Annotated in this window: 27 protein-coding genes; 11 read left to right on the top strand and 16 right to left on the bottom strand. The window is 62.6% G+C overall.

What is annotated here, in order from left to right:
• Positions 1 to 121 precede the first annotated feature (121 nt).
• The 4 genes from BM079_RS12240 (at position 122) to BM079_RS12225 (ending at position 3,760) form a co-directional block, all read left to right on the top strand.
• Complete coding sequence (locus tag BM079_RS12240) at positions 122 to 1,237, top strand: Lnb N-terminal periplasmic domain-containing protein (RefSeq protein ID WP_090134507.1); 1,116 nt, start codon at positions 122 to 124, stop codon at positions 1,235 to 1,237.
• Between the two features lie 114 nt (positions 1,238 to 1,351).
• On the top strand, positions 1,352 to 1,660 hold the full coding sequence (locus BM079_RS12235; protein WP_139215305.1) for a hypothetical protein: 309 nt from the start codon (positions 1,352 to 1,354) through the stop codon (positions 1,658 to 1,660).
• Positions 1,661 to 1,815: 155 nt separating this feature from the next.
• Positions 1,816 to 2,253 (top strand): DUF2946 domain-containing protein, encoded by a 438-nt coding sequence (locus BM079_RS12230; RefSeq protein ID WP_090134503.1) that lies wholly within the window; start codon positions 1,816 to 1,818, stop codon positions 2,251 to 2,253.
• 103 nt (positions 2,254 to 2,356) lie between these two features.
• A complete protein-coding gene (locus BM079_RS12225; protein ID WP_217639686.1) occupies positions 2,357 to 3,760 on the top strand; it encodes a PepSY-associated TM helix domain-containing protein in 1,404 nt (467 codons plus the stop codon).
• Between the two features lie 6 nt (positions 3,761 to 3,766).
• Here BM079_RS12225 and BM079_RS12220 read toward each other — a convergent pair whose 3' ends face one another.
• Positions 3,767 to 4,381 carry a cyclodeaminase/cyclohydrolase family protein gene (locus BM079_RS12220; protein WP_245743021.1) on the bottom strand — a complete coding sequence of 205 codons (615 nt, stop codon included), beginning with the start codon at positions 4,379 to 4,381 and terminating at the stop codon, positions 3,767 to 3,769.
• 134 nt (positions 4,382 to 4,515) lie between these two features.
• On the opposite strand from BM079_RS12220, the gene BM079_RS12215 reads away from it, so the two are divergent.
• Positions 4,516 to 6,018: a helix-turn-helix transcriptional regulator gene (locus tag BM079_RS12215; protein WP_090134501.1), complete on the top strand. Its 1,503-nt coding sequence runs from the start codon at positions 4,516 to 4,518 to the stop codon at positions 6,016 to 6,018.
• A 381-nt stretch (positions 6,019 to 6,399) separates the two neighbouring features.
• On the opposite strand, the gene BM079_RS12210 is transcribed toward BM079_RS12215, so the two are convergent.
• From BM079_RS12210 to BM079_RS12185, 6 genes are all read right to left on the bottom strand, one after another.
• The gene (locus tag BM079_RS12210; RefSeq protein WP_090134499.1) at positions 6,400 to 6,714 is read right to left on the bottom strand and encodes a thioredoxin family protein; all 315 of its coding nucleotides are present in this window, start codon (positions 6,712 to 6,714) and stop codon (positions 6,400 to 6,402) included.
• Between the two features lie 67 nt (positions 6,715 to 6,781).
• Positions 6,782 to 7,705 carry a DUF808 domain-containing protein gene (locus tag BM079_RS12205; RefSeq protein ID WP_090134497.1) on the bottom strand — a complete coding sequence of 308 codons (924 nt, stop codon included), beginning with the start codon at positions 7,703 to 7,705 and terminating at the stop codon, positions 6,782 to 6,784.
• Positions 7,706 to 7,773: 68 nt separating this feature from the next.
• Entirely contained in the window at positions 7,774 to 9,024 is a 1,251-nt protein-coding gene (locus BM079_RS12200; protein ID WP_090134495.1) for an NAD(P)/FAD-dependent oxidoreductase, read from the bottom strand.
• Between the two features lie 160 nt (positions 9,025 to 9,184).
• Positions 9,185 to 10,069: a threonine/homoserine exporter RhtA gene (gene rhtA, locus BM079_RS12195; protein WP_090134494.1), complete on the bottom strand. Its 885-nt coding sequence runs from the start codon at positions 10,067 to 10,069 to the stop codon at positions 9,185 to 9,187.
• A gap of 75 nt (positions 10,070 to 10,144) precedes the next feature.
• A complete protein-coding gene (locus BM079_RS12190) occupies positions 10,145 to 10,642 on the bottom strand; it encodes a GNAT family N-acetyltransferase (protein WP_090134492.1) in 498 nt (165 codons plus the stop codon).
• A complete protein-coding gene (locus tag BM079_RS12185) occupies positions 10,635 to 11,114 on the bottom strand; it encodes an OsmC family protein (protein WP_090134490.1) in 480 nt (159 codons plus the stop codon). Before BM079_RS12185 ends, BM079_RS12190 begins: the two co-directional genes overlap by 8 nt.
• Positions 11,115 to 11,266: 152 nt before the next feature.
• Between BM079_RS12185 and BM079_RS12180 the strand changes: the two genes are divergently transcribed.
• A complete protein-coding gene (locus tag BM079_RS12180) occupies positions 11,267 to 11,908 on the top strand; it encodes a YoaK family protein (RefSeq protein ID WP_090134488.1) in 642 nt (213 codons plus the stop codon).
• Positions 11,909 to 12,023: 115 nt separating this feature from the next.
• Entirely contained in the window at positions 12,024 to 12,239 is a 216-nt protein-coding gene (locus BM079_RS12175) for a hypothetical protein (protein WP_090134486.1), read from the top strand.
• Between the two features lie 269 nt (positions 12,240 to 12,508).
• Here the strand turns inward: BM079_RS12175 and BM079_RS12170 are convergent, their stop codons facing one another.
• From BM079_RS12170 to BM079_RS12130, 9 genes are all read right to left on the bottom strand, one after another.
• Positions 12,509 to 13,495: a Csu type fimbrial protein gene (locus BM079_RS12170; RefSeq protein WP_090134484.1), complete on the bottom strand. Its 987-nt coding sequence runs from the start codon at positions 13,493 to 13,495 to the stop codon at positions 12,509 to 12,511.
• A complete protein-coding gene (locus BM079_RS12165) occupies positions 13,492 to 15,873 on the bottom strand; it encodes a fimbria/pilus outer membrane usher protein (RefSeq protein ID WP_090134482.1) in 2,382 nt (793 codons plus the stop codon). Before BM079_RS12165 ends, BM079_RS12170 begins: the two co-directional genes overlap by 4 nt.
• Positions 15,873 to 16,607 carry a fimbrial biogenesis chaperone gene (locus BM079_RS12160; protein WP_090134480.1) on the bottom strand — a complete coding sequence of 245 codons (735 nt, stop codon included), beginning with the start codon at positions 16,605 to 16,607 and terminating at the stop codon, positions 15,873 to 15,875. Before BM079_RS12160 ends, BM079_RS12165 begins: the two co-directional genes overlap by 1 nt.
• Positions 16,608 to 16,624: 17 nt before the next feature.
• A complete protein-coding gene (locus tag BM079_RS12155) occupies positions 16,625 to 17,176 on the bottom strand; it encodes a Csu type fimbrial protein (protein WP_139215304.1) in 552 nt (183 codons plus the stop codon).
• A 23-nt stretch (positions 17,177 to 17,199) separates the two neighbouring features.
• Positions 17,200 to 17,748, bottom strand: a complete 549-nt coding sequence (locus BM079_RS12150) for a Csu type fimbrial protein (RefSeq protein ID WP_090134476.1) — start codon at positions 17,746 to 17,748, stop codon at positions 17,200 to 17,202.
• Between the two features lie 148 nt (positions 17,749 to 17,896).
• Entirely contained in the window at positions 17,897 to 18,343 is a 447-nt protein-coding gene (locus tag BM079_RS12145; protein ID WP_139215303.1) for a hypothetical protein, read from the bottom strand.
• Between the two features lie 195 nt (positions 18,344 to 18,538).
• Complete coding sequence (locus tag BM079_RS12140) at positions 18,539 to 19,645, bottom strand: sulfate ABC transporter substrate-binding protein (RefSeq protein ID WP_090134471.1); 1,107 nt, start codon at positions 19,643 to 19,645, stop codon at positions 18,539 to 18,541.
• A 115-nt stretch (positions 19,646 to 19,760) separates the two neighbouring features.
• On the bottom strand, positions 19,761 to 21,392 hold the full coding sequence (locus tag BM079_RS12135; RefSeq protein WP_090134470.1) for a rhodanese-like domain-containing protein: 1,632 nt from the start codon (positions 21,390 to 21,392) through the stop codon (positions 19,761 to 19,763).
• Positions 21,385 to 22,014: a cysteine dioxygenase family protein gene (locus tag BM079_RS12130; protein WP_090134468.1), complete on the bottom strand. Its 630-nt coding sequence runs from the start codon at positions 22,012 to 22,014 to the stop codon at positions 21,385 to 21,387. Before BM079_RS12130 ends, BM079_RS12135 begins: the two co-directional genes overlap by 8 nt.
• A gap of 247 nt (positions 22,015 to 22,261) precedes the next feature.
• Between BM079_RS12130 and BM079_RS12125 the strand changes: the two genes are divergently transcribed.
• Genes BM079_RS12125 through BM079_RS12110 form a run of 4 tightly spaced genes read left to right on the top strand, consistent with a single transcriptional unit; the run spans position 22,262 to position 26,232 of the window.
• Positions 22,262 to 23,344 carry an LLM class flavin-dependent oxidoreductase gene (locus tag BM079_RS12125; protein ID WP_090134465.1) on the top strand — a complete coding sequence of 361 codons (1,083 nt, stop codon included), beginning with the start codon at positions 22,262 to 22,264 and terminating at the stop codon, positions 23,342 to 23,344.
• A gap of 26 nt (positions 23,345 to 23,370) precedes the next feature.
• Positions 23,371 to 24,369: an ABC transporter substrate-binding protein gene (locus BM079_RS12120; protein ID WP_090134462.1), complete on the top strand. Its 999-nt coding sequence runs from the start codon at positions 23,371 to 23,373 to the stop codon at positions 24,367 to 24,369.
• Positions 24,366 to 25,358, top strand: coding sequence for an ABC transporter substrate-binding protein (locus BM079_RS12115; protein WP_090134460.1), 993 nt, complete (start codon positions 24,366 to 24,368; stop codon positions 25,356 to 25,358). Before BM079_RS12120 ends, BM079_RS12115 begins: the two co-directional genes overlap by 4 nt.
• 1 nt (position 25,359) lies before the next feature.
• A complete protein-coding gene (locus BM079_RS12110; RefSeq protein WP_090134458.1) occupies positions 25,360 to 26,232 on the top strand; it encodes a class II aldolase/adducin family protein in 873 nt (290 codons plus the stop codon).
• The last annotated feature ends 63 nt before the right edge of the window (positions 26,233 to 26,295 follow it).

The raw sequence follows: 26,295 nt of genomic DNA, 5'->3' as shown, positions 1-26,295 counted from the left end.
CTCTCCTGGCAGGCTCGGATTCAAATGATGCGTTATTCTCGCCTCAAGCCTGGCGCATGACAGCGGATCCGACCTCATGCCCGGCTCAAAAATTTTCCCCTCGAGAGATCGGAGCCCTGCCATGCCTTCCTGCTCAACACGCTGGTGGCGCCCTGCCCTGCGCTGGACATGGCGCATGCTCGTGGCGCTGTCGATGGCGCTGGCCAGCCTGTGGGGCGTGATGGCCCTGTGGTATCAACTGCCGGCCCCCATGGCCGTGGTGGTTGCGGTCATGGCCGGCTGGGGGCTTCTCGGTCTGGCCGCAGCGCTTGCCACGCTCAGGCTTTTCCTCGTGCGCCGTTACCGTCGGCGCTTGTCGGGCCTCTGGCTGATCGCCGCGATGGTCCTGCTGGTGTGGTGGCAGACCATTACTCCGCGGGGTGATCGCGACTGGGCCGACGATGTGGCGCGCCTGCCGCGCGCCGAGGTTCAGGGCGATCGGGTCACGATCGACAACGTGCGCCACTTCGAGTGGCAGACGCCGGATCACTATATCGAGCGCTGGGAAACCCGCACCTATAACCTGTCCGAACTGGTCTCCACCGATCTGATCGTCTCCTACTGGATGGGGCCCGCCATCGCCCATACGCTGGTCAGCTTCGGCTTTGAGGACGGCCGGCAGCTGGTGTTTTCCGTCGAGATTCGCCGTCAGCGCGGCGAAGCCTTCTCCGCCGTTGGCGGTTTTTTCAAGCAGTTTGAACTGGCCCTGATCGCCGCCGACGAGCGCGACATCGTGCGCACCCGCTCCAACGTGCGCGGCGAGAGTGTCTATCTGTATCGGGTGGCACTGCCCAAGGACGACGCCCGACAGCTCTTTCTGGCCTATCTCGACCAGGCCGATGCGCTGCGCCGGGCGCCGGCCTTTTACAACACCCTGACCAGCAACTGCACCACGCTGGTCTTTGACATGGTCAAACGCATCATCCCGGGCCTGCCGAGCAACTATCGCCTGTTGCTGTCGGGCTATCTGCCCGGCTACCTGTATGACCTTGGCGCCCTGGACACTTCCCGCCCCCTTGTAGAACTAAAGTCGCGTGGCGCCATCAACTCCCGCGCCCTGGCGGCCGATAACTGGGGGCACGCCGCTCCCGGCTTTTCCGCCATGATTCGCAACGGCGTGCCGGCCCCGGACGGTCATCTCCTGGGTGGTGAAGGCACGCAGGCGCCGGTGGGTGCATCCCCTGAGCATTCGCATTAAAAGCATGAATTGAGCGGTTCAGTGGCCTGAGCTTGAAGTATGAAAAGGTAATTTCATGCTAGGGAGGGCAAGCGTTATCCCATAACATGTAGCAATAAATTACAGAGGTGTTTCATGAGGCCCACAGACATCAATATCCGCTGTTTTCACTGTGGCAGCCGACGCATGACCGTTCGAGCCGGCCATATGCGCCCGGTCGATGACCCCGTGCACTGCCGCGACTGCGATACCTATCTGGGTCGTCGCAGCGATCTCGCTTTTGAGCGTCGTCGCCTGATTACCGGCGCCGCCAACGAACCGTTTGATGTTCAGTCCGGTGCCGTGGCGCTGCATGTCCCCGTCACTCTGAAGGCCATTCAGACCGAAGAGACACCTGCCGCTCAGCCCCCGCGTACCACCTCGCGGATCGATCAGGGCGCGTGACACGCGCCGTCGTACCGGCCCGTCATTGACGACGCCTCAACAGCGTTCAGTGTCACCCAGGTCATCGCCTGTCTGCAGGATGTTATCCCTCGCCGCTTTGCGGTAAGGTTTCAGGCCCTGAACGTACCAACCCCGGGCGCTATCGCTTCTCATTAATGACTCGTCTGCGCAGTACTTTCCCGGCCTGGCTTGCCCTGGCCGCCATGCTGGTGATCTTTCTGGCCCCGGTGCTGTCGCAGACACTGGCGCTGGCCCACGAGCGTGATCGCGGCGCGCCCGCTTCGCCTCGACAGAATCATCAGGGCATGGGCATGCATGCCGGGCATGTCATGGCCGAGCAGCAGGCACATGACGATCATCAGGCGTCCACGCACCAGCGGCGCGAGACCCATCCAGCCGGCCATTTCGATCTGGCCCAGTGCGGCTACTGTTCGCTGCTGGCCCATACGCCGCTGATTCTCGAAACCACCCTGGCGCTGCCGCCCAGCCGCGCCGGCCCGGCGCACGCGCCTGTTCCGGCCCGACGGGCCGGCCACGCCCGCCACCCGCACTTTCCCAACGCCCTGTCGCGCGCCCCGCCCCTGTCCGTCTGACATTTCACATCATCAGATTGTGTCCCGCCGCGACGCTTGAATACGGCGGGGCCGTTCGGACACGCCATGAGAATCGCCGCTCATGGCCATGACAGGTGCTTTCATGACACATCCTGACACTGCTGCATCTCCCGGTCACAGACCGTGGGGCTGGGCCTTCATCGCCCGACTGCATTTCTACATCGGCCTGCTGGTCGGCCCGTTTCTGCTGATCGCCGCCCTCAGCGGCATCGTCTACGCCCTCACTCCGCAGATCGAGCAGGCGCTCTATCACAAGCAGTTTTATACCGAAAGCGATGGCGGCACACCGCTGCCGCTGGCCGATCAGATCCGCGCCGCCCGACAGGCGCTGGGGCGTGATGAAGCGCCCATGGCGGTGCGTCCGGCTCCCGCCCCGGGCGAGACCACCCGGGTCATGTTCTCGGACCCGAGCGTGGGCCAGTGGGAACATCTGGCGATGTTTGTCGACCCGGTGACCGGTGAGGTACATGGCGCCCTGCCGGTCTATGGCACCAGCGGGATCTCGGCGTTTCGTATCACCATCGACAAGTTCCACCGCAGCCTGCTGCTGGGCGAACCGGGACGCTTCTACAGCGAGCTGGCCGCCTCCTGGCTCTGGATCGCCGCGCTGGGCGGACTGGCACTGTGGTTCAAGCGCCGGCACAGCGTTTCGCGCGCCGGACACAATGACAACGGCCAGCGCGCCAGCCGCTGGCACAGCCGACTGGGCCCCTGGGCGCTGATCGGCTTTGTATTTTTCTCCGCCACGGGGCTGACCTGGTCCAAATACGCCGGCGGCAATATCGGCGAGCTGCGTCACATGTTCGGCTGGCAGACGCCGACGGTGTCGACCCAACTGGGCGGCGCCACGCCAGCCGAGCTGGGCCCGAATGCCGAGCATGCCGATCACTCGGGCCAGAACATGCCCCGGATGCCTCACGCCTTCGACCCGGCGCTTTATGATCGGGTGCTCTCCGCAGCGCGTGACGAGGGGCTTGACGCCGGCAAAATCGAGATTATCCCCGCCGCCGGCCCCGGCAACGCCTGGAAGGTGCGCGAGATCGGCCGTGAATGGCCTACCGAGGTGGATGAAGCGGCCATCGACCCGGCCACCATGGCCGTGATCGATCGCACCCGTTTCGAGACCTTCCCGCTGGCGGCGAAGCTGACGCGCTGGGGCATCGATCTACACATGGGCGTGCTGTTTGGCGTGATCAATCAGCTGGTGCTGGTGGTGTTTGCCAGTGCGCTGGTGATCATGCTGGTGCTGGGCTATGCCATGTGGTGGCGGCGACGCCCGACACGTACCAGCACCGCCATGACGCCGGTCACGCTGATTCAGGCGCTGTCCCGGGCGCCGCGCCCGGCGGCGCTGGGGGTGGTCGTGGCCTCGGTGCTTCTGGGGCTGGCCCTGCCGGTGCTGGGCGTCAGCCTTGGGGTACTGGTACTGATCGACGGTGCAGTGGCGCTGGCCCAGCGTCGACGCCGTGCCTGGGCCATGAGCTGAGCAGGCTCAGTCCGAGGCGTTCGCCGTGATGGTCGCCAGCAGCGCATCGGCGCGACGGGCCAGACCATCACGGGCGTACAGCGCCCGGTCACGCGCGGCGTCGCTGCCGAGCTGCCCGGCATTGGCGCTCACGTTAAGCAGCACACTGTGCAGCGCGGCGTGAATCAGCCGGGCACCGGCCACAGCGTCGCTGACAAACTGCGCCTCGATGTGATCACCGGCCTGATGCGCCAGTGCCAGTGCCGCATCACACAGCTGCGCGGTCTTCAATGGCACCTCGACGGCGTTTTCGGCCGCCTCATGGCGGGTGTCGCGGCGTCCGTCATCGTTCTCGTCACGACTCACGGCGGCCATGAAGGCTTCAAAGGCCGCAATGTCCTCTTCAGCCAACGGCGCGAGACGTTTCTTGAGCGACTCGCACTCCTCGACCAGCGCCCGGCGCGGCGCGCTGGCATCGTGCTGCTGGCTCAGATGCAGCCCCTTGAGCACCAGCGCCAGGCCCAGATCGGCGCTGATCACCGCCGTGGCGCCGCAGCCCGGCATCGGCTCGCGCGCCACGGTGTCGCGAAAATCGCTCAGTCGATGCTGCCAGAGATCGCCGCCCTGTTCTGTCATGGTCATGCCGCTCCCGAGGATGGTGTGCCCTGCCCGGTCAGGCAGGCGTTTCAAGCATAGCGGTCATTACGACGAATCGTGTGTTGTTCACCATCGCGACGCCATTGCATCATCAATGCTTTCATTTGCCGGGGAGCGCCATGTCCGATCAGCTTGCCATTACCGACCTGCCAAGCCTCGATGACCTTTTCGCCTCGCCTCTGTCCCAGCTGATCGAGGAGATGAGAGAGGGCGTCATCCTGCTCGATCACGATGGCACGCTGCGCTGGGCCAATCGAGCGGCACTGACCATGCATGATGTCGATCGTATTGATGCCCTTGGGGCAAGTGTCGATGAGTACCGCCAGCGCTTTCAGATGCGCCTGAAGTCATCGCACGATTTTCCGACATCGCCTGTCGCTCAGCTGCTGGCAGGCACCCCCTTCGATGATGTCGTCATCGAGATCATGCTGTCCGGCAGGGACGACCAGCTGCGGGTGCATCGCTCCCGCGGTCGGGTCCTGAGTCTCGACCCGACCACGCACGTGGCCGCCTTGATCGTCGAGGACATCACCGCCCTGGCCAGCGCCGAGGAACGCTTCGAGAAATCCTTCAGCATCAATCCGGCGCCGGCCCTGATCTGTCGGCTGCGTGATCAGCGCTTTGTGCGCGTCAACGAGGGCTTTCTGGAGATGACCGGCCTGCCTCGCGAGGCCGTGCTCGGGCGTTCCATCTATGAGCTGGACGTCTTCGCCGGTGCCGATCAAAGGGAGCAGGCCATTCGCCGGCTGGATGAAGGGCTGATGATTCCGCAGATGGAGGCGGTGCTGCATCCGGGCACCACCGGCGAGAGCAAGTGCGTGGTGGTGGCCGGTCAACCCATCGAGGTCGGCCATGAGGCCTGCATGCTGCTGACCTTTACCGACCTTGAGCCGGCGCGACGCGCGCGCAGCGCCCTGCGCCGCAGCGAAGCGCAGTTTTCAACGCTGTTTCACATGTCACCAGTGCCTACGGCGCTGGCAGATCATCACACGCTGGCACTGCTGGAGGTCAACGAAGCCTTCAACAGCGCGCTGAACCGCACGCCCGACGTACCGGCCACCGGTGCGCTGGAGGATCATGTTCCCCTGCCGCCGGCGGTTCGCAGGCGCATTCTCACGGCGCTGGATGCCGGTCAGAGCATCAGCGGTCTCGAGAGCAACATGATCGCCCCGCACGGCGAGCCGCTGACCTGGCTGATCTCGGCGACCATGGTCAGCATCGAGGAGCAGGATCGGGTGCTGCTGACCATGGTGGACATCACCGAACGCAAGCGCAGCGAGGCGGAGCTTTTCGCCGCCATCGATACCGTCATGCAGGATGCCTCCTGGTTTACACGTACGCTGGTCGACAAACTCGCCAGCGTCCGCCACCCCCGTACCGCGGCCCCGGAGACACCGCAGACGACTCCCCTGAGCGCCCGCGAGCATGACGTGCTGGCCCTGCTGTGTCTGGGACGCTCCGACAAGCGCATCGCCGCCGAGCTGTCGCTGGCCCACAGCACGGTACGCAACTACGTGGCCGGCCTGTATCGCAAGCTGGAAGTGCACAGCCGCAGTGAAGCGATCATCGTCGCGCGCCGTCAGGGGCTGGATCACGCTCCGGAGGTCAAAAAGCGCCCCTGACCCGCCATGGCGCATTCCACAACGGTCCCGCAAATGCATCCGGCTGACCCATGCATCTGCATCTATTGGCCCCATGGCGGCGTCGATATATTGAACGTGGCTTGAGAGGGTACCAGGAAGGCGCCCGGTCAGAAGGACCTGGCTGATGAAGGGAATCATGTTCCTCTGGCCCGGCACCTGACCGGGGCACCCGGCGGTGTCCGTCAAGGGAAGAAAGGGCGCGGCAGGGAGGCAGACCGCGTCGACCCGACAGGACTCAGGGAGGAGCGCCATGACAGGAGGTCATGGCTGTCAGTGATGACACTGTCGGGTCATCCCGCATTGCTCGTTCGTCAGCGCGACTCGTTTGACACCGTGACTCGTTTAACGCCTCAGCGCGTTTTAAACAATGCTTTTCAGCGCTGCTTCCAGCGCCTGACGTGATTCGGGCCGCACGCAGCGGGCTTTTTCCTCGCCGTTTTTCAAAAAGATCAGCGTCGGCCAGAGCCTGACCTGATAGCTCCGTCCCAGCCGCTTGCCCTTGCCGTCTTCGACGCGTACATGCCACACCCCGGCAGCCTGACCGATCACGTCGTCGATCAGCGGCTGCGCTGCCTTGCAGTAGCCACACCAGGGTGTTCCGAACTCCACCACGGCCGGCCCCTTGCTGGACTCCAGCTCGCTGCGCTCGGGGACAACGCTGTCGGGTATGGTCATGTGCACTTTCTCCCTGATTCCGGCCCCGTCGCCCGGGGCAGTGAATATCGTGTCACCAGAAGCAATGTCAGTGGGCGCCGCGCCCTTTTTTCACCAGCGTGACCAGGCCCAGAATCACCCCGCCCAGCACCAGCCCCACCAGCATATTGATCAGCGTCGGCGTGATCGGCTGCAAAATGACGCCGACGCCCGGGATCTCTCCCTCGGCCAGCGTCAGCGCCTCGATGGCGTGATGCAGCACCGGTATCCCATGGGTCACAATGCCGCCACCCACCATGAACATCGCCGCCGTCCCGGCAATGGATAGCAGCTTCATCAGCCAGGGGGCAGCCGTCAAAATGCCGCGCCCCAGCCCCTGCGCCATTGAGGTGTCACGCCGGCTGAGATAAACCCCCAGATCATCGAGTTTGACGATCGCGGCGACCAGGCCGTAAACGCCCAGCGTCATGGCCACGGCGATGATCGACAGTACCACGACCTGCTGCATGAAGGCCGCCTCGGCGACCGTCCCCAGAGTGATGGCAATGATCTCTGCCGACAGGATGAAGTCGGTGCGCACCGCGCCCTTGATGCGCTGCTTCTCAAACGCTGCCTGCGCCTCGGCAGAGCGCTCGACAGGCGCAGCGTCCTGTTTCGCGGATTGAGGATGACGGTATTTGTGCCAGGCATGGGCCAGCTTCTCCACGCCTTCATAGCTCAGATAGGCGCCGCCCAGCATCAAAAGCGGCGTGACCAGCCAGGGCGCGAAGGCGCTGATCAAAAGCGCTGCCGGCACCAGCATCAGCTTGTTGAGCAGCGAGCCCTTGCAGACGGCCCAGACCACGGGCAGCTCGCGGTCGGCACGCACCCCGGTGACCTGCTGGGCATTCAGCGCCAGATCATCCCCCAGCACGCCGGTGGTCTTTCTGGCCGCCACTTTGGTCATGACGGAGACGTCATCCATCAGTGCGGCAATATCATCAAGCAGGGTCAGCAGGCTACCGGCGGCCACGGGACATCCTCATCAAAGGCAATAACAGCAGCTTAAATCACCCCCGACATTTCAACATGATCAAAAGATTATGCCCCCCGGGACACCATCCATTCACGCCCTTTCAGCATCATCTGCCAGTAGATGAACGGCATGAGATGCACCTTGAGCTGCCAGGCAAGGCCGGTGGCCCGCTCGCCGTCGTTGAGCCAGCCCGGCAGGGTCGGCATCAGCTCGCCGCCGTAGCCGAATTCAGCCAGCACGACGCGCCCGTTGGCGACCGTCAGCGGACAGGCGCCGTAGCCCTGATAGCGCGGTGACAGCGCCTCGCCATTCAGATACGCCATGACGTTGTCGGCCACGACCGGCGCCTGCACCCGCACGGCGGCCGCCGTCTTGGCGTTGGGGGTGGCGCTGACGTCGCCGGCACCAAAAATGGCCGGGTAGCGCCGGTGCTGCAGGGTGTTGTGATGGAGGTCCAGCCAGCCGGCATCGTTGGCCAGCCGGCTGTCGCGAATCAGCGCGGGCGCGCGCTGCGGGGGCACCACGTGGAGCATATCAAAGGACTCGACGTGCTCGTGCTGACGGCCATCGGCGTTCTGCACCAGAAAATGCGCCTGGCGTCCGGGACCGTCCACCGCCACCAGCTGCTGGTGAAACTCAAGGCCAATGCCGTAGCGCTCGACGTGCGCCATCAGGGCCGGCAGGTAATCCGATACGCCAAACAACGCGCCGCCGGTGTTGTGAAACTGCACGTTGATGCTGTCCAGCACGCCCTGGCGTCGCCAGTAATCGCAGGCCAGATACATCGCCTTCTGCGGCGCCCCGGCGCACTTGATCGGCATCGCCGGCTGGGTAAACAGCGCCCTGCCCTGGCGAAGGTTCTGTACCAGCGACCAGGTATAGGGCGCCAGATCAAAGCGATAGTTGGAAGTCACGCCGCATTCACCCAGCGTCGCGGTCAGCCCGTCGATGCCCTCCCAGTGAAGCTCGAGACCCGGCGCCACCACCAGCGCACGGTAGTGCAACAGTCGACCATCGCCCGAGCGCACAACGCCCGCCTCGGGGTCGATGGCAGCCGCCGCCTGCGCATAATGAGTCACGCCATCGGGCAGCACCTTCTGCATCGGGCGCCGCGTGGTGTCGGCATCGAACACGCCACCGCCGACCAGCGTCCAGCCCGGCTGGTAATAGTGCTGCGACGCTGGGTCGACAATGGCAATATCAAGGCGGGCACTACGCTTTTGAAGCCCCCTGGCGATGGCGATACCGGCCGCGCCGGCACCGATCACGATCACGTCGTGGTGTTCTTCCCGAGCCCCCGGGGTCTGGCCTGTCATGATCACTCCTTGCGCGGTTCAATATAAAAGGCGGGGGCGGCGCATTCACCCGATGTTTCCCGAGCGTGGCAGCCACCGCCGTCGCGACATTCTTGCATGAGTGATTGTTTATTTAACAGTTCTGAAACCATTGCCCGGCCATGGGGATCATGCCAGCACGCTATCCGCCCTCGACAGGCACCGCCGAGCGGGCCGTCAGCGTGGTGCCCATCGAGGCCACAATGACGGTGCCAATGGCCAGCCACTGCAGCATTGTCAGCTGCTGACCGAGAAAGACCAGTCCTGACAGTGCGCCGATGGCCGGCTCCAGACTCATCAGCGTGCCGAACATGTGGGTCGGCATACGCGCCAGGGCGAACATCTCGAGCGTGTAGGGCAGCGCCGTGGAGAGCACCGCGATCGTCAGCCCGATGGGCAGCACCGCCGGAGAGAAGATCGCCGTGCCGGCTTCGATCAGCCCGATCGGCGCCATGACGACAGCAGCGATGGTGATGCCCAGCGCCGCGCTCTGGGTGCCGCTGCCACTGCCGGCCCGGCGCCCGAACAGAATGTAGAGCGCCCAGCACGCACCGGCCCCCAGCGCGCACAGCGCGCCTCTGGGGTCGATGCCGTGCTCAAGGCTTTTGCCCGGCCACAGCAGCACCGCCAGCCCGGCGATGGCCAGCGCAATCCAGACCAGATCGCGGGGGCGTCGCGAGGTCAATACCGCCACCGCCAGCGGCCCGGTGAACTCGAGCGCCACCGCAATGCCCAGCGGCACGCTCACCAGCGCCTGATAGAGCAGAAAGTTCATCATGCCCATCGCCACGCCGTACACGGTGATCGCCTTCCAGGCGCTGAGCGTCAATGGGCGGCGCCACGGTCGAAAGATCACCAGCATCAACATGGCGGCCAGCAGCAAGCGAATGGAGGTGGCCCCGGAGGCGCCCACCATCGGAAAGAGCTGCTGAGCGATGGAGGCGCCGCTCTGAATCGAGCTCATGGCCACCAGCAGCAGGGCCACCGGCAGCAGGCGTTGAAGGGCAAGGTCACGTGTGGACGACATGGCGATTTATTCCAGAACAATCATCGGGACAGGGGCAATACGGTGCCATCATGACCGCCCTGACAGGGCGGCAGGTCAGCAGGGGGCGATCTCTTCGTCATAGAGCCGAAATCCGCGCTTTTGATAGTTCGCAAGCGCCGCCGGATGATCCAGCGAGCAGGTATGCAGCCACACCCGCTCGGTGCCCGACCACTGCCAGGCCTGATCGATCGCGTGGCTCAAGAGCCCGCCGCCAAGACCGCGGCCGATAAATTCGGCCACCATCCCGAAGTAGAGAATCTCGACGTTGCGGCCATCCGGGCGATACAGCTCGTAGTAGCCGGCGATCGCACCGCGGTAATACGCCACGAACGTGCGATGGGCGTCGCTTTCCACCATTGCCTGCCACTCACTCTGATCGCCCTCGAGCTTCTCGCTCCACTGCCACGGCGCCCCGACCAGCGCGTAGAGAAAGCGGTTCAGAGCAAACTGAGGAATTTCACACTCGATGACATTCAGTGTGTCAGGCAATGGCCGAGCATGATGCGCCCCGGCATCACACATTTCCAGATACCAGATGGTCTGCTCAGGCATTGCTATTATCCCGGCGGGCAAACGTCGGTTCGCACCCCACCTCAAAGTTGACCGAGGCGGCAATAAAGCATTTCTCGTGCGCTTTCTCATGCAGCTCGCGCGCCAGCGCTTCACTGCTGTCATCGCTCAGGGTGATCACCGGGCGCAGGGTCACCCCGGTAAACCGCCCCAGCGCGGCGTCCATCTCGCCCTCGGCGTGATCCTCATAGGCCAGCACGACCACGCCGGCTTCAGCACACAGATGCAGATACCAGAGCTTGTGACAGGCGGACAGCGAGCCGACCAGCAGCTCCTCCGGGTTCCAGCGATCATGGTCGCCCAGAAAGGCCGGATCGGCAGAGCCGTCGATGGGCGCCTTGCCAGGGGCACTCAACTGATGCTCGCGTCCGTAGTCGCGATAACCGGTGGTGCCGGACTCGCGGCTGCCCTGCCATTGCACCGTAACCTGATAGAGGTGTTGCTGCCCTGCCATGTCCAGTCCCCATGCTCATGAGTGAAGGCTTATCATCGCCCTTTTGCCCCGTCCGCGTCGATCAGAAGACAGACGGCTTGATGTCGATGACAGCATGACCACCCGCGAAAGCAGTACACTCACGATCGTCATGACCGTTTCCGGGTAAGCCCATGCTTGATCGAAAGATTCCCTTCCCGACGTTTGCGCTGCTGTTCATGGTGGCCGGCGCCACGGATGCCCTGATTTATCTGCACAGTCGTGATCTGCTGGCGGTCTACATGACCGGCAACACCTCCCATATCGGGCGCCATATCGGTGAGGGAAGCTGGGCCGACATCACACCGCTGGCCGCCGTTATTGCCGCGTTTTTCACCGCCACCACGCTGGGCGCCTGGATCGGCATGCGCACGCGTCGCTGGCGACCTACAGTGATTCTGCTGCTCACCGCACTGTTGATGAGCGCCTCGATGCCCTTTGCCCACAGCGACGACTACCCCTTTATCACGGTGCTCTTCATTGCCGCCGCCATGGGCATGCTCAACCAGGTCAGCGGCAATGAATCCGGAGTGACCTTTCTGACCGGCATGCTGGTCAGAACCGGACGCGCCCTTGCCGAGGGCAACTTCAAGGCCGGACTGGACGGCATGGTACGCTGGAGCGCACTGGTCGCCGGCGCCGCGCTGGCCATTCCGCTGAACACCCACCTGGGGCGACACGCCCTGCTGGCGATCGCCGCCATGCTGGTCCTTGGTGCGGTCTTCACGACCTGGTACGCACTGGCCCAACGACATCGAGCGAGACACGCCACCTGAACGATATCGAACAGGGGTCGCGCATTTGCCACCCGCGAGAGACAAGACCAATGCGTAGCGGCACCGGGGCGTGCACAGAACTAAATTCAGAAGGTTCCCCACGGAGGGCACCGACATGACCTACGCCTACAAACCCGTTTCACGGGATGCACGAGACACCGACCCAGCAGCGGAAGCCGGGCAAGCCTTCATGGTTTACGACGAAGACACGCTCGATCAGGAAGGCATCTACACCTGCGAAGAAGAGGCAAAATACTACTGCGACATGCTCAATCGCCCGGTGACCGACAACCCCGCCCCGGAAGATGTGCACCCGGATCATAAGATGTAAGTCCATCGCCATGACAGAATGCGCCCGGCTCAGACCGGGCGTTTTTATGGCATAAGGTAGCCCCGCGTCCTCGGGGAACACTCCAAATATAACCTTTTGTTTTTAAACAGAAAAACCATTTTATTTTTCCACCGGCCATTCCACTCAGGAAGATGGAAAAATATCCATTTTTTATCAATGAGTTATAATTCATAAAAGAATGATAAAAACGTTCCACCGCCCCCCTTCGCCTGAAGTCGACCTGATGCACCAAAGCCCGTTAACAGGTCTCAAAACTGTACGGTGACCACGACCTGATCGGTATAAACGCCCGGTGAAGGGGTGGTCTGATCAGCATCAATGACCGCGCGGTAGTCAAACCCCTGGGCGTCACCACCTGTTCCCGGCGCACCGCCAAGCCCGGGGCCGGGGTTGCGATCGGCATCCAGATGACTGCGCGCCTGGCCACTGCCGACATCGCGCCATGGCGTGCCATCGGGTTTGAGAATCCGGTAACGCAGGAGCTCACCACTGCTGCTGGCCATGTGCCGCTCGCCGCTTTGCGGATGACTGCCCTGACTCAGACCGACCTGAAAACTGCTGCCCCGGGTACAAAACAGGGACAGGGACTGATTGATTTCACTGAAACCCGACACCAGTGGGGCAGCCCCAAACCGGACATCCGGTGCATTGATCAGACAATCCGGGGTAATGGTGATGGTCAATTCAACGGCCACCATCACCACATCCTGCTCCCGTCCTCCTACGCATACCCCTAAAAGACTGACGCGCGTGCAGACGCTGTAATCCCAGCGGATATTGATGACATCGCGATACACACCGGCGGAGAGCATTCGGGTCGGCTGTGTACGCGCATAAAGCGGCACGCTATTGTCCGGCCCCCCAAACAGCCCGCCCAGATTGAGCGCGTAAAGGCCAATGAAGTCATACTGCGCATTGGCCACGAGCTGGTCGTTGAAGGCAGCGTCAGCATAGATGCGGTAGGGAATCCGGTCGCCTGCGGCATTGACCAGCCCGAAATCATGGGTTGTTCCTGTAATGGTGGCTCGCACCAGCGAGACATCCAGAAACTGCAGCGAGGCTCCGGTGCAGCGCAGGCCGCCGGAGGCCCGGGTCTGATAGGCCTGATCGGTGCGAGTAGAGGGCACGCTGCCAAAACTGTCGCTGGTACTGCTGGTGGAACAGGCCCCCCATGCTGGCAGGGCGCACAGGATGCTCATTGCGAGCATCAGCAGACGATACCCGCAACGCCTCATGCGCCCTCCCCGGGCGAGACGGGCTCGCCTTCCCGGGAGGGCATATGGCAGCGATAGGGCCCCAATGTGTGCAAGGAATCGTCTTCATCGGGCAGGACCAGCGTCACGTCGCACTGATCCCCCTCCGGCGTGGTGATCTCTAATTGCGGCTGCGGCGGAAGCTGTTCGAAATACACCAGGCCGTCATACCCCACTGGCGCTTCCACACCGCTTTCAGCAAGCCTGGCAACACTGCCCAGCGGTACCGGTTCACCGTCAGGAAGCGTCAGGCGGATGCCGGCTGCCCGGACCTGCGCGATGGGAAAGCGCATCATGTAACCACTGCCGGCACGCACGCTGACCGGCTGACGCACGCGCTCGGCCTGCATGTCAGGAGGCAGCGACATGGTGTCGATATCCACCATGGCCTGATACCAGGGCGTGACCCAGGGGATAAGCCGATAACCGCTGTCGTTGGTCTGCCCGATCATGCGGTGCTCATAGTTGACAGGAATATCGGCCTGCCCATCGGTGCTGACCAGCACGAAAGCATCATTGATCTGACGAGAGAGAATCACCTCTCCATCCATGGCCACCAGTGAGCCGGTCGCCTCGCCCCACCAGGTGGTGTTGTCCCGATCGCCATAGAGCCCCACCCGGGTTTCCAGCCGGTCGCCTCGCCAGGAGAGTTCAGCCTGGCGGTAGTCCTCGCCCTGGCTGACTCGATCATACCCAAGCCGGAGCCCGGCACCGCCCTCGACCGGCGCCGGGCGGTCATATTCAAGCCGTTGCCGTGTTCCGCCGTCGCCGGGCAGGGATTCAATACCGGAGGCCAGCGTACCGCTTCGTCCCAGAGAGACCACAAACTGAGCGGTGACACTCCAGCCATCACCATCCAGCGCCCGGTTACCGGAAACGAAAAGGTTGCTGCGTCGCCAAAGCGAGCGATTCCAGGAGAGATTGAGCAGGCGTGTTCGGGAGTCCTCCATACTGCGGGTATCAAAATATCCGGCACTGATCGACCCCAGCTTGCCCAGCTCGGTACTGATGGTGGCCTGAGTGCTGCGGCGACCATAGATAGCCCCGGCCCCCTCCATTCCAATCTCGGACAGATCCCCAAAGCCTGCCTCACGCCGGCTGTGCTGTACGCCGACATTGAACCCCGGCCGGGTATATTGATAGCCCACGCTCTGCTGCCAGCCACCCTCGCCGGACTGCTGACTGCCGCTGGCTGCAAGGTTCAGCACCCCTATCCGCCCGATCCGCATGACACTGCCGACGCCCGCCAGACCCAGCCCGTCGGCCAGTTCGCCATGGGTTTCCAGCGTCAAAACATCATTCAGACCATAACGATACACACCGCTGGCCGCCGCCTCGGCGTAATCCATGCTGCGCCGGGCGTAATTGCGACGCAGTACCCCTAGCGACAGGTCATAGTCGTCAAGGCCGGCATCCAGCAGCTCACTGGTCACATAGAAGGGCAGTGTCGTGGCTACCCGGCGCCCCTGGGCGTCCTCGGTCACCACTACCGCCTCACCGGCACCGTTGATATAGGGCACATCGGTCAGCGTGAAGGGACCGGGGTCAACATCGAGAGAACGAGAGCGATGCCCATTGATGAACAGATCCACCGTCCCCGGGACTGCACTCGCCCCTTCAAAGGCCGGCAGCGGATAGGTCACCAGATCCGGGCGCAGTGAAAAATCGCGCGAGAACTGTATGCCGCCCATGCGAACGGAGCGGCTCCAGGCCAGCGAGCCGCTGATCACATCGCCCACCTGCCAGGTCTGCAGGGTGTCGGGATCGTGGTAGCGCCACCAGCTGTCGTAACGCAGATAGTCGGACTGATCCGGACCCGGGCCGGACAGCGTCTGCCGCCAGCGACCGGTGGTCGACACCACGCCGTAATCCCCGAAACCACGCGCCTCGTGCCAGAGACTGGCATAGCGATAATCGCTCTGGTGACTGCTGTAGAGATCGTAATTGAACAGCGCCCCGCGTCCCGCCTGAGCATGCGATCGCTGACGGGAGGGCGCGCCAATGTGCTGATGATCCAGAAGCTCGGGCGGTACCGTGATCAGAAGACGTTGCTGCGGCGCGTCATAGTCGAATCTGATATCCGGAAGCTCGCGCTCATCAAGCCACTCCCCATCGACAGGGGGCAGCGGTACACCTGCGGCCGCAAGATCGTCACGCCGCACCGCTACCTGCCCCCGGTAATAGCGCACCGGAATGGTGCCGCCCCGGGCCGCGCCATTGACCACCGGCGCCAGACTCAGAGTCATGGCGGTATCGGGCATCGCCTCCGGCGGTGGCGGCAGCTCGCCCGCCGATGCCGTGCCGATCATGAGCGTCAGCAACAGCGCCAGTGCTCTCCAGCAGTCGACGGCGACACGCATCAGGAACCGACATGGCGCAATACAACCGGCTCGGCAGCGTTGACGGTTGCCTTCAGTGTCTGGCCGGCGCGAACGTTGTCCGGCAGTGGCCACTGACGACTGGCATGCGCCAGTACATAGCCCAGAAGTCCTTCTGCCAGCGTGACCTGGTCCATGTGCACCCGAGTCAATCGCACATGAACGGGCCCCTCGTTATGAATGCGCAGATAACGTTTGCCGCCTTCTTTCACGATCTCCCAGTTCAGCGATCGGTCCGCTCGTTCGGTATCTTCGGGTACCGCCGGCGATGTCACGAACAGGGGGACCGAATAGCGCATGCGAAACTGGACCCGAGAATTAGCGGGGCGGCGATCCGACGCCACATCGGGAATCTCGTCGACCAGAATGCGATAGGCATCCTCACCCGTACCCGGCGCCGCACCGGTCAGGGTCAGACGTACCAGCTGGCGATCACCGGGCGCGATCGTCACGACCGGCGGGCTGGGCAGCACGTCATCCTGAGGCTGATAATCGTTGCCCTGATCACGCTGTTGCCAGCGGAAAATGCGAATCTGCAGGGTCGCCGGAACATTGGCCTGATTCTCGAGCCACAGAGGGCGAGCCTTTTGCTCGGCACTCAGAGTGGGATTGATCGGCCAGATCAGAACGGAACTGGCAGCCAAAGCGCCTGAAGCCATCAGTGTCAGACTCGATAACAGCAACAGGGTGCGCAGGGCAGACAGGGGGTTGAACATGTTGACTCCTTGCTGACTTACCAGGAAAGGGTCACGACCAGCTGGTCGGTATAGGTGCCCGGCGGAACATTCGGGCCCAGTTGCAACCGTCCGTACAGCGGCAATTGCAGGTCAGTACCATCCTCCGGTGCCATGAGAGAGGTGGCCTGTCCCGGCAGCAGCTCATCGCTCCGGGCACTGTCGCTGTAAAGGCGATAGCCCACCTGCCCCCCCTCGGCGTTTTGCAGCTGTCGCGTGCCACTGTTGTAGTGCTGCCCCTGATTGACCGACATCGACAATGAAAGTCCCCGCGTGCATTGCAGACGGATGCTCTCCGAGGGCGTCAGGCTTGTCGTGACGACGGCCTGGCTCAATGCGCTGTGCCGTCCGAAATCCAGCACGCCCCATCGGCCTCCCTGAGCACTGCCCCCCTGCACCAGACAGCCAGGAGTGACGATGGCACTAACGTCAAAGCTTTCCTGCGCGGCATGGCTGTATTGATTGAGCCCCGCCATCCCCCAGGCGGCCAGACATCCGGCACAGAACAGACAAGCGCCAGCGCCCGGTATCGGTCGATCGGTTGACAGCACGGCCCGACGAGACACGGGCGTGACTAGAAGTTGAAGGTCAGGGTCAGCGTATCGATATAGGTCCCGGCTGCGACCGGCGTTTCGGGATTGGGGGCGACCAGGCCATACACCGGTACTTCGATGGCATCCCCGGCACTGGCCACATCGAAGGATTCGGGCTGGTTGATTTCGTAGGGGATGCTTTCACCGCTGTCGCGAAAGACCTGATAGGGCACAGTGTTGCCTTCCGAGGATAGATTGCGGGAGGTGCCATCCCCATTGGTGCCGCCATTGATGGTCAGCGTAAAGGTATCCACCCCGGGGCTGCAGGTCACAGACAGCTGGCCACCGCCATTGGGACTGCTCAGGGTAGCCTGCAAAGGGTTGGTCCAGATCGTGGAAACGGTCCCGAAATCCAGCGTGCCGAAGTCATAACCGGAGCCGCCATCAGGCACATTGCCATTATCGATCAGACAGCCAGGCTCCACATTGAGCGTGGCATCCACCTGGCCGGACACCTCCGCACGTGCGTAAAAAGCAGCACACAGAATAAAAGCACCGGTAATGGCGCTGAGCTGAGCTGATGATCGCATGGTAGCAACTCCCCCGATGAGGATCGGTATGACAGAAGGCTGGACAAACAGTTTAATAAATAATCAATTATTTAATTAATCCGAATATAAAATTCGGCGTCCAGTCCACAACCATTAGTCCTTAGCCCAGGACATCAGCAGTAATGTTTTAATACTCGAAGGTGGCCAGTACCGTATCGGTACCCGTAGCGGGTGCCAGGGCTGCCACGGGTGTGTTGAAGGTCTGAAGCATCAGGGTCGTTGCCGTATCCGGCAGGCTGATGGAGAGCACCCGGTCGGCGTTGCGTCGCTCGCCCTGACCGCTATGCACCTGAAGCCGGTAAGGGGTGCGCGTATGGCCATCCGACAGGTAGCGCTGCAAGCCTTCACCATGACGCCCCGCATCCAGACTCAACCGAAAATCTCCCACATTCGGGCTACAGAGATAATCGAGCCCGGGGGCCGTGGCCGACATATCCATGACCGAGCATCCGGCCCGAACGGTCATGGTTGACTGAAATTGACCGCCACTGGCCTGAGCCAGACCCGACAGGACCAGTGCGCCCATGAAGGTCACGGTCCGGCGCAAACAGTCGGAAAGCGAAGCAAGTGGCATGGTGATCTCTCGGGCAGTTGAGGGCAGGGTCGCCCCCGGCAAATCGTGTCCTCCCTATCGGCCTGTCCCGTGCCAGCTTGATGCTGCTCATTGCCCTCGCCTCAGCCTGCCGGGTGTGATTCAGCATTTCGGAGCAGCAGATATTAAAAAACCGGGCCTGTGGCCCGGTCATCAATGGGTAACGGTCTTCGCCGATCAGGCGCCCGGCGCCATGATGCGATCAAAGACACCACCGTTGGAGAAGTGAGTCTGCTGCGCGTCATCCCAACCGCCAAAAACGTCGTTGATGTTGTAAAGATCCATCTTCGGGAACTGCTCCAGAAGTTTCGGATCCACGCCCTCGGTATTGATCGGGCGATAGTAGTGTTTGGCCGCCAGCTGCTGGCCTTCGGGCGAATACAGATGTTCCAGATAGGCATGCGCGGCCTTGTCGGCAGCCGGCCCCTTCTTCTTCACGTTGTCCTCGACCACGGCCACCGGCGGCTGGGCCAGAATGCTGACCGACGGCGCCACGATTTCGTAGTCATCCTTGCCGAGTTCATTAATGGCCAGCAGCGCCTCGTTCTCCCACGCCAGCAGCACATCACCCAGCCCGCGCTGAACAAACGTATTGGTGGCCCCGCGAGCGCCGGTATCCAGCACCGGCACATGCTGATAGAGGGTTTTCACATACTGCTCGGCGGCCTGTTGCGCTTTCGCGACATCATCCTTGGCAGCGGGGTCGTGCAGGCGATCAAGATCCCCCAGCTCGCGCTTGAGCGCCCATGTCCAGGCCGCCAGATAGTTCCAGCGTGCCCCGCCCGAGGTCTTGGGGTTGGGCGAGATCACCTCGACACCGTCACGGGTCAGATCCTCCCAGCCGTGAATGTTTTTCGGGTTGCCCTTGCGCACCAGAAAGACAATGGAGGAGGTATAGGGGGTACTGTCATGTGGAAACGCCTGCTGCCAGTCCGTGGGCAGAAGCTTGCCCTTTTCGGCGATGGCATCAATGTCAGCGGCCAGCGCCAGGGTCACGATGTCCGCCGGATTGCCTTCGATGACCGAGCGGGCCTGGCGTCCCGAACCACCGTGACTCTGCTGAACGGTGACATGGTCACCGGACTGCTGTTCGTACCACTGACTAAAGGCCTTGTTATAGTCGGCGTAAAGTTCCCGGGTCGGGTCGTAGGAGACGTTCAAAAGGCTGATATCTTCTGCCTTGGCCGCCATCGAACCCAGCAGCAGAGAGGACGCCAGCGCCAGGGTGAGCCCCCGGCGACGAGAAGAAGAGAATCTCTGGTGACGTGAAGAAGAATGATGCATTTCGGTTCCCTTGTAACGCCTGGTGAAATTATTGGCACCAGCGTAAAGGGCGTTTTAATCACATAAAAATATATAATTTCGTATTGCTTATCGTTTTTAATGCTATACAAGACACCTACCGAAGGGGCCTGAAGCCATGGGTCCCATCACGCCCCAGTTGATCCACCAGCCCGGCTTCCCAGTCCAGATACGCCTGCATGGCCGCCTCGGAATTGTCGGTGCCCTCATAGGGACGACGATAACGATCAACGTCGGCCGACAGCGCGGTGCCCTCTCCGGTATCAAGTGGTCTTCCACTTTGATGCCAGCCGCCGGTGCCTCCCTTGAGCACGACCACCTGCTGCGAAAGACCCTGCGCGTCCTGCCAGGCGTAACCCGCCAGCAGACTGCTGCCACAGGTCAGCACCACACGTGTTCCGGCAGGCAACGTCGCAACATGCGCCGCCAGCTCGGCCCGCAGTATCCAGTTGGCTCCGGGGATGTGGCCCAGCCGATAGCGGGCCCGGGCGGTCACATCGAATATCTCGACATTGCCTTCACGCTGCCAGCGCTCCAGCGTTTCCGCATCGATATAAACCACCGGCCCGGGATCGGGCCGCTCGATGATCTCCGCACCTTCGACATGAAAGTCGTGCGCGTTGAGGCCATCCAGCACATGAACCTCCCAGTTCATGCGCGCCAGCCAGGCGCCGGTCATGTTGGCGCGTACCCCATCATCATCCACCAGCACGATGCGCGCGCCCCGCACACTGGCCACATGATCCGTTTCCTGGACCAGCTGACCGCCGGGCGTCGAACGGGCGCCGGGAAAGTGTCCTTTTTCAAACGCCTCCGGCGTGCGCACATCCAGAAGATACAGGGTACGTAATCCCTCCTGTTGCCATTTGGCCACCGTGCTGCGGCTGACGCGCCCCACGCCGGCCCGATCCGCCACCTGCCGCGCCTGGCGGGCCGTTTCCTCGAGCACCGGGGGTGCCGGCAGCGTGGTCACTCGCTGCTGCTGACCCTGCGCCAGGGTCAGACCGGCCAGGGTCCAGCCGATCGTACCATTGCGGAGCGCACTGATCGGATTGGGCAGGCCGGCATCGATCAGGGACTGGGTACCGATGATGCTGCGTGTCCGCCCGGCACAATTGACCACGATGTGCGTTGACGGATCACCGGCCAGGACCTGTGCCCGCAGCACCAGCTCCCCACCGGGCACGCTCACCCCACTGGGGATGCTCATGGTCTGGTACTCCTCCAGCCGCCGGGCATCCAGCACGACCACGTTCTCCTCCCGCGCCAGCAGATCACGGACTTCCAGCGCCGACAGCGACGGCGTGTGACATGACACCTCCACCAGCTCGCCGAAGGCCTTGCTGGGCGAATTCACATCCTGAAACAGCTCTCCACCGGCGGTACGCCAGCCGGCCAGCCCATCTTCGAGCAGTGCAACGTCCTGATAGCCGAGTTGTTCGAGACGCCGAACTGCACGCTCGGCCAACCCCTCGCCGTCGTCGTAGACCGTGATGGGCGTATCGCGGCGCGGCACGCGCACAAAAATGTCGAGCTCCAGCCGGGACAGGGCAATATTGACGGCAAAGAGTGGATGCGCCGTGGCGAAGACAGCCTCTTCGCGCACATCGATCAGCGCCACCTCGTCACGATTTAAAAGCGCCTGGCGAATCTCTTCCGATCGACGCGTTTTCAGCCGCGGCGCATCATTGATCAAGGTATCGATCACGACAGCATGTTGATCAGGCATGAGCCGTCTCCTCCTGTGCGTGAACGACGTTGTCCGAAAGGTCCCATAGATTCGGAATGAACCGGTTGTCATAACCGGAAATGAACGCCTTGCGCTGACCCGTTTCATCAAAAACATTGCGTTTGACGGCGCCGATATTGGCCCCATAGACATGAATACTGATGGAGACGCGATCATCAAAAGCATTGCTGACCTGATGGATATCGCCCTCCTGCGGCAGGAGCCATTCGATATCGCCCGGCAATAAGTGTGTTGCGTCTCCCACGGGTGAAAACGTGTCACCCTGCGTCCAGCGCTGCGAGGTTTCCGCACCACGCAGCATGCCGATCAATCCCCAGACCCCATGATCATGAACGGGGGTTGTCTGCCCCGGCCCCCAGACAAAGCTGACCACCGAAAAACGCTGAAGGGCATCCGCGTACAGAAGATACTGGCGATAGCGCTGCGGGTGTGGCCGGGTGAAAGGCTCGGGCAGCCAGTCATCGTGCTCGATCAGACGCTTGAGCTGCAGCGTAATGGCCTGGAGCACCAAAGGTGACACCTCGGCGTCATCGTTGGGTACGGTCATCAGCAGCTCGGAAACCCCTGATACGAAATGTCGAAGCGGCGCGATATCCGTCATGATGAACTCCTTGAAAGGAGTCAAAAATCTAATATCCACCCTGGCATTCCCATACCATTTATTTTCGATAAGCAATTCTTTAAATCGAAAAAAACGCCCTTGATGACCTTTCCAAAGGAAAGCAATCCGCGCCTTATTTGCTATTCGATAATAATGATTTTTCACACGCCAATGGCTTCCATAACGTGATCATCAACTTCTTCGCTACCCGACAAAAACCACGTTATTGACACCAGGGAGACATACCATGGGCGTGCAGTTTATTGGCATGATAGGCCACCGAAAATCCACTGAAATCCATCCGCCCGGCCCCGATATTTTTGACAAAAATCATATCGTGGCGATGGCACAGGCCCATGAAGCGGCCGGCTTTGATCGCGTCCTGATCGGGCAGTGGTCCGACCAGCCCGACGGTTTTGCAGTGGCCGCCCTGGCAGGATTTTTTACGCAAAAGCTCGGCATCCTGCTGGCCCATCGCCCGGGCTTTGTCTCCCCAACGCTGGCCGCCCGCAAGTTCGCCTCGTTCGACCGACTGCTGGAAGGACGCCTGGCTGTTCATGTCATCAGCGGCGGCAGCGATCAGGAACAGCGCCGGGACGGCGACCATCTCGACCACGATCAGCGCTATGCGCGTACCGATGAGTTTCTGGACATCGTCAGGCGAACCTGGCAAAGCGAGGCCCCCTTTGATTACACCGGGAAGCATTATCAGGTGGCGGGCGCATTTTCCGAGATTCGCCCCTCCCCGGCCCTGCCGCTTTACTTCGGGGGCTCCTCTGATGCCGCCCTGCGGGTCGCCGGGCGACATGCCGATGTCTATGCCCTGTGGGGGGAATCCCTGGCCCAGGCCCGCGACACCATTGCCCGCGTGCGCGAACAGGCGGCACAACACGGCCGCGAGATCGGTTTCAGCATGTCCTTTCGCCCCATTCTGGGAGAGACCGAAGAGGCGGCCTGGCAGCGCGCCGAAGCCATTCGGGAGCAGGCGCGCGCCCGTCTCGAGGCGTCGGGCCAGGTGCATCCCGGCAAGCCGGGCAGCGTGGGCGCCCAGCGCCTGAGAGACACCGTTGCTCAGGGAGACCGGGTCGATCAGTGCCTGTGGACCGGCATTGCGGCCCTGGTCGGCGGCGGCCACAACTCCACGGCCCTGGTGGGCACCCCGGAACAGGTCAGTGACGCCCTTCTGGCCTATCACGAACTGGGCGTCGAGACCTTTCTCATTCGGGGCTTTGATCCGCTGGAAGACGCCATCGACTACGGTCGCGAACTGATTCCGCTGGTGCGCCGACGCGTTGAAGAACGCCATCACCTCGACGCCGCCATCGCCTGAACCGTCCCACTGTCTTAGAGAACCTCATGCCCTCGTTACCCATTCCTGTATGGCCGGCACTGTGCGCGGCCCTTCTGGTCGGCCTGGAGGCCGGCCACGCCAGCGCCCGGGACCTGTCCGACGTGTCTCTGGTGCTGGGGGATCAGACGCGCCAGCTGCGATCGCTGGCGGAGGCCTCGCACGTGCTGGATGATGCCCCCTATGACTACCGCTGGGCCAACTTCCAGGACGCTGCCCCGCTTTTTGAAGCGCAGCGGGCAGGCGCCGTGGACACGGCCTACGCCGGTGACCTGCCCGTGCTGATGGCCGCCTCGGGCGGGGTCGATCTCGAACTGATGGCCACCAACGAGGGGGATGACGGTGCCAATGCACTGGTCGTTCAGCAGGACGCCGATATTCATTCGGTCTCGGATCTGGCCGGCAAAACCGTCGTGGTCTCTTCCGCTCGCGGCAGCATCTCCCAGCATCTGCTGTATGCCGCACTCGAGGAAGCCGGTGTGCCCATCGATCAGGTGAACGTCAAATTCGTGCTGCCTACCGATGCCAGCGCGGCCTTCAACGCCGGGCAGATCGAGGCGTGGGCCACCTTTGATCCTTACCTGGGCATGGCCGAGCGCCATGGCGGACGCGTACTCCGCGACAGCAAGGGGCTGCGTCATACCCTCTCGTTTGTCACGGCCACCCGATCCGCCATGGAAGATCCTGACAAGCAGGCCGCCATTCGGGATGTCACTCAGCGCTTCATCAAGGCCCGCGCCTGGGCGCTTGCTCACCCCGAGGAGTACGCGAAAGTCTACGCAAGACTGACGGGGCTGAGCGAGGAAGACGCCCGGTGGATTGCGGCACGCAGCTCACACGGCATGCGGCCTGTCGAGCCAGGCGATATTGAGCAGCTACAACAGATTTCGGATCTGTTCAGCGCGCTGGACATTCTACCGCGTCCGGTCGACGCACAGCGCCTGTTACCCGACGCGGCCGAACACGACGCGGCTTCTCTCACACCACAGCCGGCAGGTGCCTCATGAAGGGATTAAAATCTCACGCAGTCAACGCACTGGTCGCCCTGACCCTGACCGGCGCCCTGACCGGCGCCCTGCTGGGCACTCAGGCCCATGCCGAGACCACGCTGCGCATCGCTGATCAGAAGGGCAACATGCGCGCGCAACTGGAAGCCGCCAAGGCGCTGGAGGGCATCGACTACCGCATCGAGTGGTCGGAATTCCCCGCCGCTGCCCCGTTGGCCGAGGCCCTCAACGCCGGTGCCGTGGATGCCGGCATCATCGGCGATGCCCCTCTGGTCTTTGCTCTGGCCGCCCGAGCCGACATCAAGGCCATTGCGGCGGATCAGTCCGATCCCTACGGCACTGCCGTCATCGTGGGGCCGGACTCGCCCGCCCATGATATCGAGGACCTCAAGGGCAAGCAGATCGCCACCGGACGCGGTTCCATCGGCCACTATATCGCGCTGCGCGCGCTGGCCGAGCACGGGCTGGGTCCCGATGATGTCCGCTTTCGCTTCATGGGGCCGGTGGATGCCCGCATCGCGCTGCAGACGGGCTCGGTGGATGCCTGGGCGACCTGGGAGCCCTACACCTCGCTGGCCGAAATCACCCAGCACGCCCGGGTCGTGGCCAACGGCCGCGGCCTGATCGCCGGCAACAGCTTTGTGGTCGCCACCGACCGGGCGCTGGAAGATCCCGATCAGCGCGCTGCCCTGCAGGATTATCTGAAGCGTCTGCAAAAGGCCCAGCAGTGGTCCTATACCCATCTCGACGAGTACGCCCACAAGCTGGCCGACATTATCGGTTTCCCGGTGGAGGTGGCCCGCAAGCAGTATGCCCGCCGCCAGCTGCACTGGACGCCCATCGATGACCAGGTGGTGGCCCAGCAGCAGGCCACGGCGGATTTCTATCACGATGTGGGGCTGATCCCCGAAGCCCTCGATGTCGGCCCGACCTTCGATCGCGGCTTCACGTTGAACCAGACCACTCAATCACCCTCAAGGGAGCCATGACATGACGACTTCTCACGCACGCCCCTCGATCAACAGTTCTTGGGCAAGCCGTTCCCATCGCGCCGCTGCGGAGGTTTTGCCACGCCCGGTCGTCTACAGCTATCCGCGCGAGGGGAGCGGCCTGCGCCGCCAGCTGCCGGTGGCACACGCCGATATCAGAAAGGAGCGCGCCCATCGCAAGGAGCGTCTGGCCGCGGCATTTCGGGTATTCGCCTGGCACGGATTCGACCTGGGCGGCGCCGGCCATATTACTGCCCGCGACCCTCAATGGACGGATCACTTCTGGGTCAACCCGCATGGGGTCTATTTCGGCCATATCCGCGCCAGCGACCTGATCCTGGTCAACCATCACGGCGAGATTGTTGAGGGTGAAGGGCTGCTCAATCGGGCTGCCTTCGCCATTCATGGCGAACTGCACAGGGCCAGACCGGATATCATGGCCGCGGCCCATACCCATGCCATCCATGGCAAGAGCTGGTCGACGCTCGGGCGTCTGCTGGACCCGATCTCGCAGGACGCCTGCATGTTCTACGAAGATCATGCTCTGTTTGATGACTTCACCGGCGTCGTCAATGACACCAGCGAAGGGGAGCGCATTGCCGAAACCCTTGGGCCACACAAGGCCGTCATTCTTGAAAACCACGGTTTCCTGACGGTCGGTGCCACCATCGAGGCCGCCGCCTGGCGCTATATCGCCATGGAAAACGCCGCCGGCACCCAGCTGGCCGCCGAGGCCGCCGGCACTCCGCAATTGATCCGCCATGAGGTCGCACGCCATACGGCCGCTCAGATGGGCTCCGAGTTTGGCAACTGGGCCAGCTTTTTACCGCTGTTTGATCGGGTCCTGCGCGAAGCGCCCGACTTCAGTGATTAAGACCGGCCCTTGTCCGATGGTCAGCCATGGGCGCCCCTCCGCGGCGCCCTTTTCTGTTTTGTT

This window comes from Kushneria avicenniae, from assembly GCF_900112585.1.
Taxonomy (GTDB): Bacteria; Pseudomonadota; Gammaproteobacteria; order Pseudomonadales; family Halomonadaceae; genus Kushneria; species Kushneria avicenniae.
The sequence above is the reverse complement of the archived record's forward strand: the minus strand, read 5'-3'. Positions and strand labels throughout refer to the sequence as shown.

Bases quoted from the DNA above. Each gene is read 5' to 3' on its own strand.
- BM079_RS12190 (WP_090134492.1), bottom strand. From the start codon at position 10,642: ATGCCTGAGCAGACCATCTGGTATCTGGAAATGTGTGATGCCGGGGCG.
- BM079_RS12145 (WP_139215303.1), bottom strand. From the start codon at position 18,343: ATGCCACTTGCTTCGCTTTCCGACTGTTTGCGCCGGACCGTGACCTTC.
- BM079_RS12200 (WP_090134495.1), bottom strand. From the start codon at position 9,024: ATGACAGGCCAGACCCCGGGGGCTCGGGAAGAACACCACGACGTGATC.
- BM079_RS12165 (WP_090134482.1), bottom strand. From the start codon at position 15,873: ATGCGTGTCGCCGTCGACTGCTGGAGAGCACTGGCGCTGTTGCTGACG.
- BM079_RS12235 (WP_139215305.1), top strand. From the start codon at position 1,352: ATGAGGCCCACAGACATCAATATCCGCTGTTTTCACTGTGGCAGCCGA.
- BM079_RS12115 (WP_090134460.1), top strand. From the start codon at position 24,366: ATGAAGGGATTAAAATCTCACGCAGTCAACGCACTGGTCGCCCTGACC.
- BM079_RS12180 (WP_090134488.1), top strand. From the start codon at position 11,267: ATGCTTGATCGAAAGATTCCCTTCCCGACGTTTGCGCTGCTGTTCATG.
- BM079_RS12230 (WP_090134503.1), top strand. From the start codon at position 1,816: ATGACTCGTCTGCGCAGTACTTTCCCGGCCTGGCTTGCCCTGGCCGCC.
- BM079_RS12225 (WP_217639686.1), top strand. From the start codon at position 2,357: ATGACACATCCTGACACTGCTGCATCTCCCGGTCACAGACCGTGGGGC.
- BM079_RS12150 (WP_090134476.1), bottom strand. From the start codon at position 17,748: ATGCGATCATCAGCTCAGCTCAGCGCCATTACCGGTGCTTTTATTCTG.
- rhtA (WP_090134494.1), bottom strand. From the start codon at position 10,069: ATGTCGTCCACACGTGACCTTGCCCTTCAACGCCTGCTGCCGGTGGCC.
- BM079_RS12140 (WP_090134471.1), bottom strand. From the start codon at position 19,645: ATGCATCATTCTTCTTCACGTCACCAGAGATTCTCTTCTTCTCGTCGC.
- BM079_RS12160 (WP_090134480.1), bottom strand. From the start codon at position 16,607: ATGTTCAACCCCCTGTCTGCCCTGCGCACCCTGTTGCTGTTATCGAGT.
- BM079_RS12220 (WP_245743021.1), bottom strand. From the start codon at position 4,381: ATGACCATGACAGAACAGGGCGGCGATCTCTGGCAGCATCGACTGAGC.
- BM079_RS12125 (WP_090134465.1), top strand. From the start codon at position 22,262: ATGGGCGTGCAGTTTATTGGCATGATAGGCCACCGAAAATCCACTGAA.
- BM079_RS12215 (WP_090134501.1), top strand. From the start codon at position 4,516: ATGTCCGATCAGCTTGCCATTACCGACCTGCCAAGCCTCGATGACCTT.
- BM079_RS12120 (WP_090134462.1), top strand. From the start codon at position 23,371: ATGCCCTCGTTACCCATTCCTGTATGGCCGGCACTGTGCGCGGCCCTT.
- BM079_RS12130 (WP_090134468.1), bottom strand. From the start codon at position 22,014: ATGACGGATATCGCGCCGCTTCGACATTTCGTATCAGGGGTTTCCGAG.
- BM079_RS12240 (WP_090134507.1), top strand. From the start codon at position 122: ATGCCTTCCTGCTCAACACGCTGGTGGCGCCCTGCCCTGCGCTGGACA.
- BM079_RS12135 (WP_090134470.1), bottom strand. From the start codon at position 21,392: ATGCCTGATCAACATGCTGTCGTGATCGATACCTTGATCAATGATGCG.
- BM079_RS12170 (WP_090134484.1), bottom strand. From the start codon at position 13,495: ATGAGGCGTTGCGGGTATCGTCTGCTGATGCTCGCAATGAGCATCCTG.
- BM079_RS12185 (WP_090134490.1), bottom strand. From the start codon at position 11,114: ATGGCAGGGCAGCAACACCTCTATCAGGTTACGGTGCAATGGCAGGGC.
- BM079_RS12175 (WP_090134486.1), top strand. From the start codon at position 12,024: ATGACCTACGCCTACAAACCCGTTTCACGGGATGCACGAGACACCGAC.
- BM079_RS12210 (WP_090134499.1), bottom strand. From the start codon at position 6,714: ATGACCATACCCGACAGCGTTGTCCCCGAGCGCAGCGAGCTGGAGTCC.
- BM079_RS12110 (WP_090134458.1), top strand. From the start codon at position 25,360: ATGACGACTTCTCACGCACGCCCCTCGATCAACAGTTCTTGGGCAAGC.